The following is a 12,870-nucleotide window of genomic DNA, read 5'->3' as shown; positions in this document are numbered from 1 at the left end:
TCCGTCCCGGTACCGGCGGACTCAGGTCGGCGGGAAGTCAGCGGGAAGTGCCGTGCCAGGCCGGGGCGGCGATGCCCGTGGCGACGAGGATCTGCTGGCCGGTCTCCGTGTTGCCGATGTGGGTGGCCATGGTCATCGCGGCGTGGGCCTCGTCGACGCTGGCGTCGGGGGCGATGGCGAGCAGGGCGAAGTTGTCGAGTCCGCCGCGGGAGACCAGGATCGTGTCCTCGCCCACCGGGAACCACTCGACCTCTACGTGGCGGCCCTCCACTACGAGGGGCTCGCCGAGACCGTCCCAGGCGTCCGCGTCCAGGCCGACCCGGTCGATCGGTCCGAGGTGCTCGCTCAGTACGGTCACCAGGCCCGGCAACTCCGCGTGCACGTCGCGGGAGTGGGGCCACCATGCGCCGTCGAAGAGCCCCTGGCCGGACGGTTCGGACTTCAGCCGCAGCGCCAACAGGCCTGGTTCTACGGGGAGATGGAGTGCGCTCAGCGCTGAGAGGTCGACGACCGGAAGGTTGGGCTCGGCGTCCGCGCTGCCCGCGATGTGGACCGCGGAGGCGGGAGGTGTGCCGGAGTCGCGGGGTGCCAGTTCCGTGCTGCTCGGTTCGACTCTCATGGGGACCGCCCCTCTGTCGCCCGGGAGCTGATGTGAACGACAGTCGGCCGACGCTGGGAACGGCCGCCGCCCGAATGGGCGATTTCGCCCATTTTTTCCCAGCGTACTACCGACGAGTCCGGGCGCTCGCTGTCTCCCGGGCAGCGCTTCTACCTGGGAAGACGCCGGGTCCAGGCTTCGAGGGGCGGGCGGTCGGGCGCGGGCGTGATCTTGCCGAGGCTCTCCCAGCCCCACGAGGAGAGCGCGCCACGGGCGGGGGCGTCGTCCTGATCGATCAGCGTCACGGCGAGTGCGATTCCCGACGGGGTCAGCAGGTGCTCCTGGAGGCGGGTGGCGATGCCGGCCCGCCGGAACGACGGCAGCACCATCAGCTCGGTCATCACGAACACCCGGCCGGTGGCGGTGAGTTCGGCCATCTCGGCGGGCAGGTCGCCGTGGAGGCCGTGCCACCACTCGTCCGTACGTTCAGCGCGGTAGCCGTACACGCTGCCCACCAGTGACCCCGCGGCGCTCGCGATCACCAACTCGAAACCGGTGCGCTCGACGTGCTCACCGAGGCGGTGCAGATACCCCTGGCGGTCGCGGAACTCCTCGCCCGCCGTGCCGCGGTAGGCCTTGACGTACAGGTCGGCCACGGCCTCCCGCTCGCGGTCCGCCTGCCACCGGCTGAGCCGCCGCAGGAACACCTCTGTCATGTGTGCGCCCTCCCCGTCTCGACCGCCACCGCTCCCGTGGCGGACCGGTCCCGATCGGCTGTGAGTGGCCTTGACCGGCAGTGACCGGATCCCGACAGGGAGAAGCGGGAAATACTGAGAATACTTCGTTTCAGGAGATTCGGGATCGCTCGTCACATGCGAAGTGGCCGCCGGAGGCGCTGAGTTGCGGCCGGTCGCCGGGAGCCGGATGCCGGGCGGTGGATCCGGGCTGTGTTTCGTGTGGGGATTGGGCACTCGCTTGGCGTGCGCACTTGTCGCGTACCGCGTGTATACGACGCACATACGCATGCCGGGTGCGGTGGCAGATAGCGCACACGATGTGTATACCGCGTGCATGCGTGCAGCCAGCGCGCTCGTACACGGTGTGTATACGCCGTACATGCGCACCCCGCGCAGGTACGCGCCTCGCGCTCGCATGCACCCCGCGTTCGTACACAGCTCGTATACGAACGCATCGCACGAGCCGGAGGGGAGGAGCAACCGTGCTGGACATCCTCGTGACCGTCGGCGTCATCCTCGTGCTGATCGCGCTGGCGGCGCTGCTGCTGCATCTCATCGGCGCGCACCATCGGCAGGACGTCGCCACCGCCCACTACGAGAGCTTCCACCCCGGGAACCCGCCGAGGGCCCGGGAGCGAGAGCAGGGGGACCTCCCCGAGACCCGCGAACGCCGGGACGAGGGCGGCGCCGGACCGCCGCCCGGCCGGGATTCCTAGGGGCAGGCCCCCGCCGCCTGCTCTGCACCCGGGGGCTGGCCCCGTACTCAAGAGAGCAGTCAGCCTGCCGGGCCATGACTGACGTATCCGGCTCCGAGCCGTGCGGCGTCCGAGCGGTACCGCTGCCCGCGCCGTACGGCCGCCGGACCTTAGGAACTCCGGACCGTACGGCCGCCGGGACGCCTGCGGCGGTTCAGCCGCCCGTCTGGCTGAGCAGCAGTGCGAGCAGCGCGGCGAGCTCCACGGCCGAGGCGCCGAGCGCGCGCGGCCACCGCACGTCGTGCGACCGGCTGACCATCATCGTCAGCAGCGCGCCCGCCGCGAGCCAGGTCGCCCAGCCCAGCACCTGCACGACCTGATTCGTGGGGCCGAGGAAGATGGCGAAAAGGAGGCGCGGTGCGCCGGTCAGCGACATGATCAGCATCGACAGGCCGACCGTCGGCGCCCATGTGCCGTCGCCCCCGAACTGCCGGGCGAGCGTGTGCGTCACCGCGCCCAGGATGAGTCCGGCGAGCATGACCGCGACGCCCGTGCTCAGCACGTACGGGATCGCGCTGGACAGAGTGGTGTTGATGACCGCGTCGCGGCCGCTGTCGAGACCGAAGATCGAGAGCAGCCCGTAGAGGAACGTGACGATGATCGCCGGGCCCCACATGCTGTGGTCGCGCATCTGCCAGAAGGTCGCGCTGGGCCGCAGCACGATGCCGCTCAGCAGGTCCCGCCACTGGAGGCGCGGGCCGGGGGGCGGTGCGGGGCGGCCATAGCCGTAGCCGTCGTCATAGCCTCCGCCGGGACCGTGCCCGTAGCCGTCGTCGTGGCCGTAGGCGCCGCCGGGGCCGTACGGGTCGGGGACGGTGAAGGAGCGGGTGTGGCCGGCCGAGTTCGCGTACGGGTCGCCCGCCGGGCCTCCGCCCCTCATCTGGCCGGGCTGCCCGGCGCCCCCCGCGTACGGGCCCGGGCCGAACTGCGGCCCCTGGCCCCGCCCTTGGGGATGGCCGCGGTGCTGGTCGCCGAAGTACTCGGGCTCGCCACGGCCGCCGCCCTGGGGCCACTGCTGCGGCGGGCGCTGCCCGTACGCTCCGGCTCCCGGCCCCGGGCCCGGTCCGGGAGCGTCCCGGCCCGGCCCCTGCGGTCCGCCGTACTGCCCTTGCTGCTGCGCGTTCCGGGAGGAGCCCCGGCCGCGTCCCATCCTGAAACCAGCCACGCCTTCGAACGTACCTTGTCCGCGAGGCGCCGTAGCCGGGCCCGTGGGATTGGACCGGTCTTTGTGGCCGATCCGGTACAACCCGTAGGGCTCACCCCTAGGGCATCGGCGGATCCGGGCAGGACCTGGGCAGGGTCCCGGTCCCGGCAGGGTGAGGGCGGCGTCACGTCAGGGCACGCACCGGTAGTCGTACGGGGCCGGTGGCCGTGCGGCGCCGGTGGTCGTACCGCACCCGTAGGAGCACGGAGTCCGTGACGGTACGGAGTCCGTGACGGTACGGCGCCCGCTCCTCTGCCCCCGGCTCAGCCGCCGGGAAGCTTCACCGCCAGCGTCACCACGGCGCCGGACTCCGGTCCGGCCGGTTCGACGCTGAGCCTGTCGGTGACCAGACGCGCCAGCCACAGGCCGCGTCCGGCGGTCGCGCCCGCGACGCCCGGGGCCAGTTCGGGGATGACGTCCTCGGAGAAGCCGGGGCCCGAGTCCTCGACGCGGCACTCCAACTCGCCCGCGAGGTGACGCATCACCAGTCGGCCGGTGCCTCCCGCGTGTTCGACGGCATTCGTCGCCACGGCGTCGACGGCCACCACGAATTCGCCTCTGCGCGGCTCGGCGAGCCCGGCATGGGCCGCGCACTCCTCGACCTCGATGCGGATACGCGGGAGGTCGCGGGAGGTGAAATGCAGTCGGCACAGGCGCTCGTTGGTCAGCATGCGCCCATCTCCTCGACGGTGGTCGGCGTACGGACCGGGTCCTCCCCTTGCCTGTACGGCGTGCGGGCCCGGTCGCTTGTGCCCCGCACGGTATCGGGCGAACTGCTGTGGGTGCAGCGGCCTAAGCGCCGGGCTTCCGCGAGCAGCGTACGGCCGGAGCCGGGCAGCGCGTCCCGTCTCGCCCCGGGCGGTGAGACAGGGGTGACCCGGGAGACCGGAGGTCTCTCCGCCACCACGTCGCCGCCGTCCAGCAACAGGGCCGCCTCCCTCCTCGGCTCGGTGCGCTTCTGCTGCCGCTGGTCAGCGAGGCTAAGGCGCCGGGTGCCGGTTGGGTATCCCCCGAAGGGGATTGACGTGTGAAGAACGCTAAGTGACTGATTCCGAACGGAGGTTGCCGCATAGGAGCGTGATGCATAGCGCAATCGCGGTGCAATGCAGTCGCAACCTGACTGTCGACGAGTCGTATACCGCGCGCATACGGCTCGCCATGTCGAGTGCGTGCCGTATGCCCGCGGTATACACGGCGGAGACAAACGAGCGGGGCCCGCCGTCCCGTAGGACGACAGGCCCCGCTCGTTCACACCCGTCTGTGCGTTCCGCCCCGTCGGCCGGCCGGCCGGACCCCGACCCTTACTTCGCCGGCTCGGGCTCCGGGCTCGCCTCCGTCTCCGACTCGTCCGAGGGGCCTTCGTCACGGGGCGTCCGTACGGAGTCGAGCAGGAGTTGTGCGACGTCGACGACGCGGAGGTCTTCCTTCGCCTGCTGGTCGTTCTTCTTGCCGTTGACGGAGTCGGTGAGCATGACGAGGCAGAAGGGGCAGGCGGTGGAGACGATGTCGGGGTTGAGGGAGAGGGCCTCGTCGACGCGTTCGTTGTTGATGCGCTTGCCGATGCGCTCTTCCATCCACATGCGGGCGCCGCCGGCGCCGCAGCAGAAGCCGCGTTCCTTGTGCCGGTGCATCTCCTCGTTGCGCAGGCCGGGCACCTTGCCGATGATCTCGCGCGGGGGTGTGTAGACCTTGTTGTGCCGTCCCAGGTAGCACGGGTCGTGGTAGGTGATCAGGCCCTCGACCGGTGTGACGGGCACCAACTTGCCCTCGTCGACGAGGTGTTGCAGCAGCTGGGTGTGGTGGATGACCTCGTAGTGTCCGCCCAGCTGCGGGTACTCGTTGGCGAGGGTGTTGAAGCAGTGCGGGCAGGTCGCGACGATCTTCTTCTTCGACGCGGGCTTCTTCGTCGACTCGTCCTCGTCATCTTCGCCGAAGGCGGCGTTGAGCGTGGCGACGTTCTCCTCGCCGAGCTGCTGGAAGAGGAACTCGTTGCCCAGGCGGCGGGGCGAGTCGCCGGTGCACTTCTCGTCGCCGCCCATGATCGCGAAGTTGACGCCGGCGATGTGCAGCAGCTCGGCGAAGGCCTTGGTGGTCTTCTTCGCCCGGTCCTCCAGGGAGCCGGCGCAGCCGACCCAGTAGAGGTACTCGACCTCGGTGAGGTCCTCGACACTCTTGCCGACGACGGGCACCTCGAAGCCGGTCTCGGCCGCGAGCTCCTTCGTCCACTCCAGGCGCTGCTTCTTGGCCAGGCCCCAGGGGTTGCCCTTCTTCTCCAGGTTCTTCAGCATCGTCCCGGCCTCGCTCGGGAACGCGGACTCGATCATCACCTGGTAGCGGCGCATGTCGACGATGTGGTCGACGTGCTCGATGTCGACGGGGCACTGCTCGACGCACGCGCCGCACGTGGTGCACGACCACAGCACGTCCGGGTCGATGACGCCGCCCTCCTCGGCGGTGCCGATCAGGGGGCGTTCGGCCTCCTCGAGCGCCGCCTGCGGTACGTCCTTCAGCTGGGCCTCACTCGCCTTCTCCTCGCCCTCCATCGTCTTGCCGCCGCCGGCGAGCAGGTAGGGGGCCTTGGCGTGCGCGTGGTCGCGCAGCGACATGATCAAAAGTTTCGGCGAGAGGGGCTTGCCGGTGTTCCAGGCGGGGCACTGCGACTGGCAGCGGCCGCATTCGGTGCAGGTGGAGAAGTCGAGGATGCCCTTCCAGGAGAAGTCCTCGACCTGGGAGGCGCCGAAGCGGACCTCCTCCTCGTTGTCCTCGTCGAGGGCCGTCTCGAAGTCGATCTCCTTGCCTCCGGAGACCATCGGCTTCAACTCGCCCAGCGCGGTGGCGCCTTCGGCGTTGCGCTTGAACCAGATGTTGGGGAAGGCGAGGAAGCGGTGCCAGGCCACACCCATGTTGGTGTTGAGCCCGACGACGATCATCCACACGAAAGAGGTGCCGATCTTGATGGTGGCGACGAGGTACGTCAGGTTCTGCAGCGCGCCCGCGCTCAGCCCCTTGAAGGCCACCACGAGCGGATACGACACGAAGTACGACGCCTCGTAGCCGTGCACGCCGTGCAGGGCGCCCTCCAGCCCGCGCAGCACCAGAATCGCGACGCCGATGGTGAGGATCACGTACTCCACGAAGTACGCCTGGCCCGCCTTGGATCCGGCGAAGCGGGACTTGCGGCCCGCGCGCGAGGGCAGGCTCAGCAGCCGGATCACGATGAGCGTGGCGATGCCCAGCGTCGTCATCAGCCCGATGAACTCCGTGAAGATCTCATACGGCGCCCACGTGCCGATCAGCGGCAGCGTCCAGTCGGCCCGGAAGAGCTGCCCCATCGCGTGCACCAGGGTCAGTACGAGCGCGAAGAAGCCGACGGCGACGAACCAGTGCGCGAAGCCGATGACGCCCCACCGGTTCATCCGGGTGTGACCGAAGAACTCCCGCGCCACGGTCAGCGTGCGTGCCCCCGGATCATCGCTGCGTGTACCGGCCGGCACCGGCTGGCCCAGCCTGACGAAGCGGTAGATCTGCGCGATGGCGCGTGCGAACAGCGCGATGCCGACCGCGGCCAGCACCAGCGAAACGACGATCGCGGCGAGTTGCATGGGGGCTCCTCGGGCGGCCTTGGGCAGAGACCTGATCGGGGCTTACTAAGCGGTAACTTTTCGGATCCGTACGAGACTACCCACTCCGCGGGGCCCGCTGGTACCCGGGCGCGCGGTGATCTGCGTCGCGGGGCGCCCCGCGGAGGCCGCGCGCCGGCTGTGCTGTCGCATGCGCCTGCTCCGTCCCTGGTCAGCGACGGGTGCGCATGGACACGGCATAAGACTTGAGCGGATCCGACTCATGTCGTTTGACGTTCTCGGATCGGCCAGGCACTCTTGAGCCAGCTTCACTCAAGACATCAGCTGGAGGAAACCGAAATGGCACGTGCGGTCGGCATCGACCTGGGCACGACGAACTCCGTCGTCAGTGTTCTCGAAGGCGGTGAGTCCACCGTCATCACCAACGCCGAGGGCGCCAGGACCACGCCGTCCGTGGTGGCCTTCGCGAAGAACGGCGAGGTGCTCGTCGGCGAGGTGGCCAAGCGGCAGGCCGTCACCAACGTCGACAGGACGGTCCGGTCGGTCAAGCGTCATATGGGCACCGACTGGAAGATCAACCTGGACGGCAAGGACTTCAACCCGCAGCAGATGAGCGCCTTCATCCTTCAGAAGCTGAAGCGGGACGCGGAGTCCTACCTCGGCGAGAAGGTCGAGGACGCCGTCGTGACCGTCCCGGCGTACTTCAACGACGCCGAGCGTCAGTCCACCAAGGAGGCCGGTGAGATCGCGGGCCTCAACGTGCTGCGCATCGTCAACGAGCCGACGGCCGCCGCGCTCGCCTACGGCATGGAGAAGGAAGACCAGACGATCCTGGTCTTCGACCTCGGTGGCGGCACCTTCGACGTCTCGCTGCTGGAGATCGGCGACGGCGTCGTCGAGGTGAAGGCCACCAACGGCGACAACCACCTCGGTGGTGACGACTGGGACCAGCGCATCGTCGACTACCTGGTCAAGCAGTTCCAGGCCGGGCACGGCGTGGACCTGGCCAAGGACAAGATGGCTCTCCAGCGCCTCCGCGAGGCCGCGGAGAAGGCGAAGATCGAGCTGTCCAGCTCCACCGAGACCACGATCAACCTGCCCTACATCACGGCGTCCGCCGAGGGCCCGCTGCACCTGGACGAGAAGCTGACGCGCAGCCAGTTCCAGCAGCTGACCGAGGACCTGCTGGAGCGGTGCAAGACCCCGTTCCACAACGTGATCAAGGACGCCGGCATCCAGCTGTCCGAGATCGACCACGTGGTGCTGGTCGGCGGTTCCACGCGTATGCCCGCCGTCGCCGACCTGGTCAAGGACCTGACCGCCGGCAAGGACGCCAACAAGGGCGTCAACCCGGACGAGGTCGTCGCCATCGGCGCCAGCCTCCAGGCCGGCGTGCTCAAGGGCGAGGTCAAGGACGTCCTGCTGCTGGACGTCACCCCGCTGTCCCTCGGCATCGAGACCAAGGGCGGCATCATGACCAAGCTCATCGAGCGCAACACCACGATTCCGACGAAGCGTTCGGAGACCTTCACCACGGCCGAGGACAACCAGCCGTCGGTGCAGATCCAGGTCTTCCAGGGCGAGCGGGAGATCGCGGCGTACAACAAGAAGCTCGGCATGTTCGAGCTGACGGGTCTGCCCCCGGCGCCGCGCAACGTGCCGCAGATCGAGGTCACCTTCGACATCGACGCGAACGGCATCATGCACGTCTCCGCGAAGGACCTCGGTACGGGCAAGGAGCAGCGGATGACCGTCACCGGCGGCTCTGCGCTCCCGAAGGAAGACATCGAGCGCATGATGCGCGACGCCGAGCAGTACGCGGACGAGGACGCGAAGCGCCGCGAGTCCGCGGAGACGCGCAACCAGGCGGAGCAGCTCGTCTACACGACCGAGAAGTTCCTCAAGGACAACGAGGAGAAGGTCCCGGGCGAGATCAAGACCGAGGTCGAGACCGCCCTGGAGGACCTTAAGGAGAAGCTGAAGGGCGAGGACACCGCGGCCATCCGCGAGGCCAGCGAGCAGGTCGCGGCGACGAGCCAGAAGCTCGGCCAGGCCATGTACGCCGACGCGCAGGCGGCCCAGGGCGAGGCCGGCGGTGCGCAGGCCGGCGCCGAGGGTGCCGCGGGCGCCGGTGAGGGCAAGGCCGAGGGTGACGAGGACGTCGTCGACGCCGAGATCGTGGACGACGAGCAGAAGCCGAAGGATGGTGCCGCGTGACGGAGGAGACTCCGGGTTTCGAGCAGAAGCCCGATGTCCCCGCCGACGCCGTACAGCCCGATGACGCTGCGGCGCAGGCCGCCGGACCCGCTCCCGCCGACGAGGCGGGGGGTCCGGCGGAGCCGGCCGGGGACGTGACCGAGAACGAGCAGGAAGGCCGGCCCGGCCCGGCGCAGTCCCAGGGCGCGGGTCAGAACGCGCAGGAGGCGGCGCTCACGGCTCAGCTGGACCAGACCCGTACGGCGCTGCACGAACGGACACAGGATCTCCAGCGGCTTCAGGCGGAGTTCCAGAACTACCGCCGCAGGGTCGAGCGGGACCGCGCGTCCGTGAAGGAAGTGGCCGTCGCGAACCTGCTGACGGAGCTGCTGCCGGTACTCGACGACATCGGGCGGGCCCGTGACCACGGCGAACTCGTCGGCGGCTTCAAGTCGGTGGCCGAGTCGCTGGAGATGGTCGCGGCCAAGATGGGTCTGATGCAGTTCGGCAAGGAGGGCGAGCCCTTCGACCCGACCGTGCACGAGGCGCTGATGCACTCGTACTCGCCCGACGTCACGGAGACGACGTGCGTGCAGATCCTTCAGCCCGGGTACCGAATCGGCGAACGGACGATCCGGCCCGCCCGGGTCGGCGTCGCCGAGCCGCAGCCGGGGGCACAGGGCGCGGCAGGCGAGGAGTCCGCCGACGAAGAGGAGAACGGTGGCCCCGACCAGGGCTGACCACACGGGCCGCGCCGGGCGCACCGGCCTGGCCGGCCACGGCACCGCAAGCGGACACGGCACCGGGGAGGAGGGACGCCGCGGATGAGTACCAAGGACTTCATCGAGAAGGACTATTACAAGGTCCTCGGCGTCCCCAAGGACGCCACCGAGGCCGAGATCAAGAAGGCGTACCGCAAGCTCGCCAGGGAGAACCACCCCGACGCCAACAGGGGCGACGCCAAGGCCGAGGAGCGCTTCAAGGACGCCTCCGAGGCGTACGACGTGCTCGGTGACGCCAAGCGCCGCAAGGAGTACGACGAGGCGCGCGCCCTGTTCGGCAACGGCGGCATCAGGACCGGCGGTCCCGGTGGCCCAGGCGGGCCGGGCGGCTTCAACTTCGATCTGAGCGACCTCTTCGGGGGCGGTCAGCCCGGAGGCACCGGCGGTCCGGGCGGTGCGGGCGGCTTCGGCGGCGGTCTCGGCGACGTGTTCGGCGGGCTGTTCAACCGCGGCGGCGCCGGTACGCGTACGCAGCCCCGCCGCGGCCAGGACATCGAGTCCGAGGTGACGCTCAGCTTCACCGAGGCGGTGGACGGGGCCACGGTCCCGCTGCGGATGTCCTCCTCGGCGGCGTGCAAGGCGTGCGCCGGCACCGGCGACAAGAACGGCACGCCGCGTGTGTGCCCCACCTGCGTCGGCACCGGCCAGGTCTCGCGCGGCGGCGGGGGCGGCTTCTCCCTCACCGATCCCTGCGTCGACTGCAAGGGCCGCGGTCTCATCGCCCAGGACCCGTGCGAGACGTGCAAGGGGTCGGGCAGGGCGACGAGTTCGCGCACCATGCAGGTCCGCATCCCCGCGGGCGTCAGCGACGCGCAGCGCATCAGGCTGCGGGGCAAGGGCGCCCCGGGCGAGCGCGGCGGACCCAACGGCGACCTGTATGTCGTCGTGCACGTCGACCGGCACCCGGTCTTCGGCCGCCGCGGGGACAACCTGACGGTGACCGTGCCCGTCACCTACCCGGAGGCGGCGCTCGGCGGCGAGATCAAGGTGCCCACCCTCGGCGGGCCGCCCGTCACGCTCAAACTGCCTCCGGGCACGCCCAGCGGCCGTACGATGCGGGCCCGCGGCAAGGGCGCCGTACGCAAGGACGGTACGAAGGGCGATCTGCTGGTCACCATCGACGTATCGGTTCCGAAGGATTTGAGCGAGAAGGCGAAGGGCATCCTGGAGTCCTACCGCGACGCGACGGCCGCGGAGGACCCGCGGGCGGCCCTGTTCAAGGCCGCGAAGGGAGACTGAGGTGAACGGCCGAGGCGGACGACGCAATCCCTACCAGCTGACCGACGACTCTCCCGTCTACGTCATCTCGGTCGCCGCTCAGCTCTCGGGTCTGCACCCGCAGACGTTGCGCCAGTACGACCGCCTCGGCCTGGTCTCTCCCGACCGCGCGGCCGGGCGCGGCCGGCGCTACTCGGCGCGCGACATCGAACTCCTGCGTCAGGTGCAGGAGTTGAGCCAGGACGAGGGGATCAACCTCGCGGGCATCAAGCGCATCATCGAGCTGGAGAACCAGGTCACCGCACTCAAGGCCCGCGTCGTGGAGCTCCAGCAGGCGGTCGAGGGCGCGGCGGCGGCCATGCAGCAGCGCGAGGCCCAGGTCCACGCCTCCTACCGCCGCGACCTGGTCCCGTACGAGGACGTCCACCCCCAGTCCGGCGCACTGGTGGTCTGGCGCCCCAAGAAGCGCCGCGACTGACGACGGCGAGCACGGCGACCCGCGCGCACTCCAGGCCCCCGGCGGGCAGCGGTCCTCCGGGGGCCTGCTGCTGCCCGGGCTCTTGGCTCTTGGCTCCGGGCTCTTGGCTCCGGGAACCGGGCTCCCGGTCGGCGGGTCCGCGCGCGGAGCACATCAAGCCCAGGCTCACGGCGCGTGCCGTGCTCGGAATCGCCGCCCTGTGCCGGGAATTGCCCTCGTTAACCCGATCAGGTGTCTGCGGTTGGCCCCGGGGACGGCGGCCGACGAGCGTGGGTGCATGACGTCGACTCGTGCGGCGCTCGCCGCTCTCGTGACCTGCACCACCGCGCTGGCGCTCATGGGCGCGAGCGCGCCCGCGCCCTATCCGCCCGCCTCGAAGGGCGGCCCATGGCCGCAGGGGACGGTCAGGACCGTCGGCAAGCTCGTCGCCAAACTGCCGGGCCGGCAGGCGGAGTCGTGCTCGGCCGCGATCGTCGACTCGCCCAGCGGCAGCGTGGTCGCCACAGCGGCGCACTGCATCGCCAGCCCGGAGCGTCCGCGCGAGCCCGAGGCGATGTACTTCCAGCCCGCGTACGAGGGGAAGGGCGCCAGCACCCGCGGCAAGGGGGAGGGCCCGAAGACCGTGCTCGCGCACGGCTGGAAGGTCACGTCGTGGCGTACCGCGCCCGGCTGGGACACGGACAAGAGCCTGGAGTCGGTGCTTCCGTACGACTGGGCGTTCCTGCGGATGGAGAAGCGCGGGGGCCGGACGATCCAGGACGTGTACGGGGCGAACAAGCTGCGGACCGAGCCGGTGCGCGGCGGGCGCACGGCGACGCTGGGCTACCCCGCCTCGTCCCCGTACGACGGCGAGACGCTGGACTACTGCGCCGGGAAGGCCCACCTCTACGAGCGCGGCGAGATCCCGGCCGCCAACGTGGGCGCGCTGTCGCTGCGGCCGTGCCGGCTGACACAGGGCGTGAGCGGCGGTCCGTGGCTGCGCGGCATCGACAGGAAGCGGGGTTCGGGGACGCTGGTGGCGGTGACGTCGGTGGGTTCCGACGACGAGCTGCTGGGGCGGCCGTATCCGAAGTCGGCGAAGGCCCTGCTGAAGAAGTTCGGGGCCGAGCACGGGCGTTGAGGGACCTGCGCCCCGACTCCTCGGCGGCCCGGCCCCTCGGCTCCTCGGTGCTGTGACTGCCCGGCCCCTGACTCCGCCGCCCCCATTACCTTTTTCGTGGCCCTGCAACGGGGCTCCCGGTCTCTGGAGCTGGCATGACTGAGTCCCCCTGTCGAGTGCATGGCCTGGGGGGTGGTGTCACCGGTTCCGGAGGCACTGACA

At 70.2% G+C, this 12,870-nt stretch carries 11 protein-coding genes; 6 read left to right on the top strand and 5 right to left on the bottom strand.

Annotation, left to right across the window (positions count from 1 at the left end):
- Positions 1–37: 37 nt before the first annotated feature.
- Complete coding sequence (locus HCC61_RS25285; RefSeq protein WP_169139251.1) at positions 38–619, bottom strand: DUF5994 family protein; 582 nt, start codon at positions 617–619, stop codon at positions 38–40.
- A 149-nt stretch (positions 620–768) separates the two neighbouring features.
- The gene (locus HCC61_RS25280; protein WP_169139249.1) at positions 769–1,314 is read right to left on the bottom strand and encodes a GNAT family N-acetyltransferase; all 546 of its coding nucleotides are present in this window, start codon (positions 1,312–1,314) and stop codon (positions 769–771) included.
- 503 nt (positions 1,315–1,817) lie between these two features.
- On the opposite strand from HCC61_RS25280, the gene HCC61_RS25275 reads away from it, so the two are divergent.
- A complete protein-coding gene (locus HCC61_RS25275) occupies positions 1,818–2,051 on the top strand; it encodes a hypothetical protein (RefSeq protein WP_169139247.1) in 234 nt (77 codons plus the stop codon).
- A 193-nt stretch (positions 2,052–2,244) separates the two neighbouring features.
- Here HCC61_RS25275 and HCC61_RS25270 read toward each other — a convergent pair whose 3' ends face one another.
- The 3 genes from HCC61_RS25270 to HCC61_RS25260 form a co-directional block, all read right to left on the bottom strand.
- The gene (locus HCC61_RS25270; RefSeq protein WP_346777381.1) at positions 2,245–3,255 is read right to left on the bottom strand and encodes a Yip1 family protein; all 1,011 of its coding nucleotides are present in this window, start codon (positions 3,253–3,255) and stop codon (positions 2,245–2,247) included.
- A 302-nt stretch (positions 3,256–3,557) separates the two neighbouring features.
- Positions 3,558–3,965, bottom strand: coding sequence for an ATP-binding protein (locus HCC61_RS25265; RefSeq protein WP_169139245.1), 408 nt, complete (start codon positions 3,963–3,965; stop codon positions 3,558–3,560).
- A 630-nt stretch (positions 3,966–4,595) separates the two neighbouring features.
- Positions 4,596–6,896 (bottom strand): (Fe-S)-binding protein, encoded by a 2,301-nt coding sequence (locus HCC61_RS25260; RefSeq protein WP_169139243.1) that lies wholly within the window; start codon positions 6,894–6,896, stop codon positions 4,596–4,598.
- Positions 6,897–7,214: 318 nt separating this feature from the next.
- On the opposite strand from HCC61_RS25260, the gene dnaK reads away from it, so the two are divergent.
- The 5 genes from dnaK (at position 7,215) to HCC61_RS25235 (ending at position 12,669) form a co-directional block, all read left to right on the top strand.
- Positions 7,215–9,092, top strand: a complete 1,878-nt coding sequence (gene dnaK, locus HCC61_RS25255; protein WP_169139241.1) for a molecular chaperone DnaK — start codon at positions 7,215–7,217, stop codon at positions 9,090–9,092.
- Positions 9,089–9,811, top strand: a complete 723-nt coding sequence (gene grpE / locus HCC61_RS25250) for a nucleotide exchange factor GrpE (protein WP_169139239.1) — start codon at positions 9,089–9,091, stop codon at positions 9,809–9,811. Before dnaK ends, grpE begins: the two co-directional genes overlap by 4 nt.
- A gap of 84 nt (positions 9,812–9,895) precedes the next feature.
- Positions 9,896–11,092 carry a molecular chaperone DnaJ gene (dnaJ, locus tag HCC61_RS25245; RefSeq protein WP_169139237.1) on the top strand — a complete coding sequence of 399 codons (1,197 nt, stop codon included), beginning with the start codon at positions 9,896–9,898 and terminating at the stop codon, positions 11,090–11,092.
- Position 11,093: 1 nt separating this feature from the next.
- Complete coding sequence (locus HCC61_RS25240; protein WP_169139235.1) at positions 11,094–11,549, top strand: helix-turn-helix domain-containing protein; 456 nt, start codon at positions 11,094–11,096, stop codon at positions 11,547–11,549.
- Positions 11,550–11,826: 277 nt separating this feature from the next.
- Positions 11,827–12,669: a hypothetical protein gene (locus HCC61_RS25235; protein ID WP_169139233.1), complete on the top strand. Its 843-nt coding sequence runs from the start codon at positions 11,827–11,829 to the stop codon at positions 12,667–12,669.
- Positions 12,670–12,870: the final 201 nt, after the last annotated feature.

The organism is Streptomyces sp. HNM0575 (genome assembly GCF_012726265.1).
In the GTDB taxonomy this organism is placed as follows: domain Bacteria; phylum Actinomycetota; class Actinomycetes; order Streptomycetales; family Streptomycetaceae; genus Streptomyces.
The sequence above is the reverse complement of the archived record's forward strand: the minus strand, read 5'-3'. Positions and strand labels throughout refer to the sequence as shown.

Coding starts and splice junctions, on each gene's coding strand:
- HCC61_RS25285 (WP_169139251.1), bottom strand. CDS start 619: ATGAGAGTCGAACCGAGCAGCACGGAACTGGCACCCCGCGACTCCGGC.
- HCC61_RS25280 (WP_169139249.1), bottom strand. CDS start 1,314: ATGACAGAGGTGTTCCTGCGGCGGCTCAGCCGGTGGCAGGCGGACCGC.
- HCC61_RS25265 (WP_169139245.1), bottom strand. CDS start 3,965: ATGCTGACCAACGAGCGCCTGTGCCGACTGCATTTCACCTCCCGCGAC.
- HCC61_RS25260 (WP_169139243.1), bottom strand. CDS start 6,896: ATGCAACTCGCCGCGATCGTCGTTTCGCTGGTGCTGGCCGCGGTCGGC.
- dnaK (WP_169139241.1), top strand. CDS start 7,215: ATGGCACGTGCGGTCGGCATCGACCTGGGCACGACGAACTCCGTCGTC.
- dnaJ (WP_169139237.1), top strand. CDS start 9,896: ATGAGTACCAAGGACTTCATCGAGAAGGACTATTACAAGGTCCTCGGC.
- HCC61_RS25235 (WP_169139233.1), top strand. CDS start 11,827: ATGACGTCGACTCGTGCGGCGCTCGCCGCTCTCGTGACCTGCACCACC.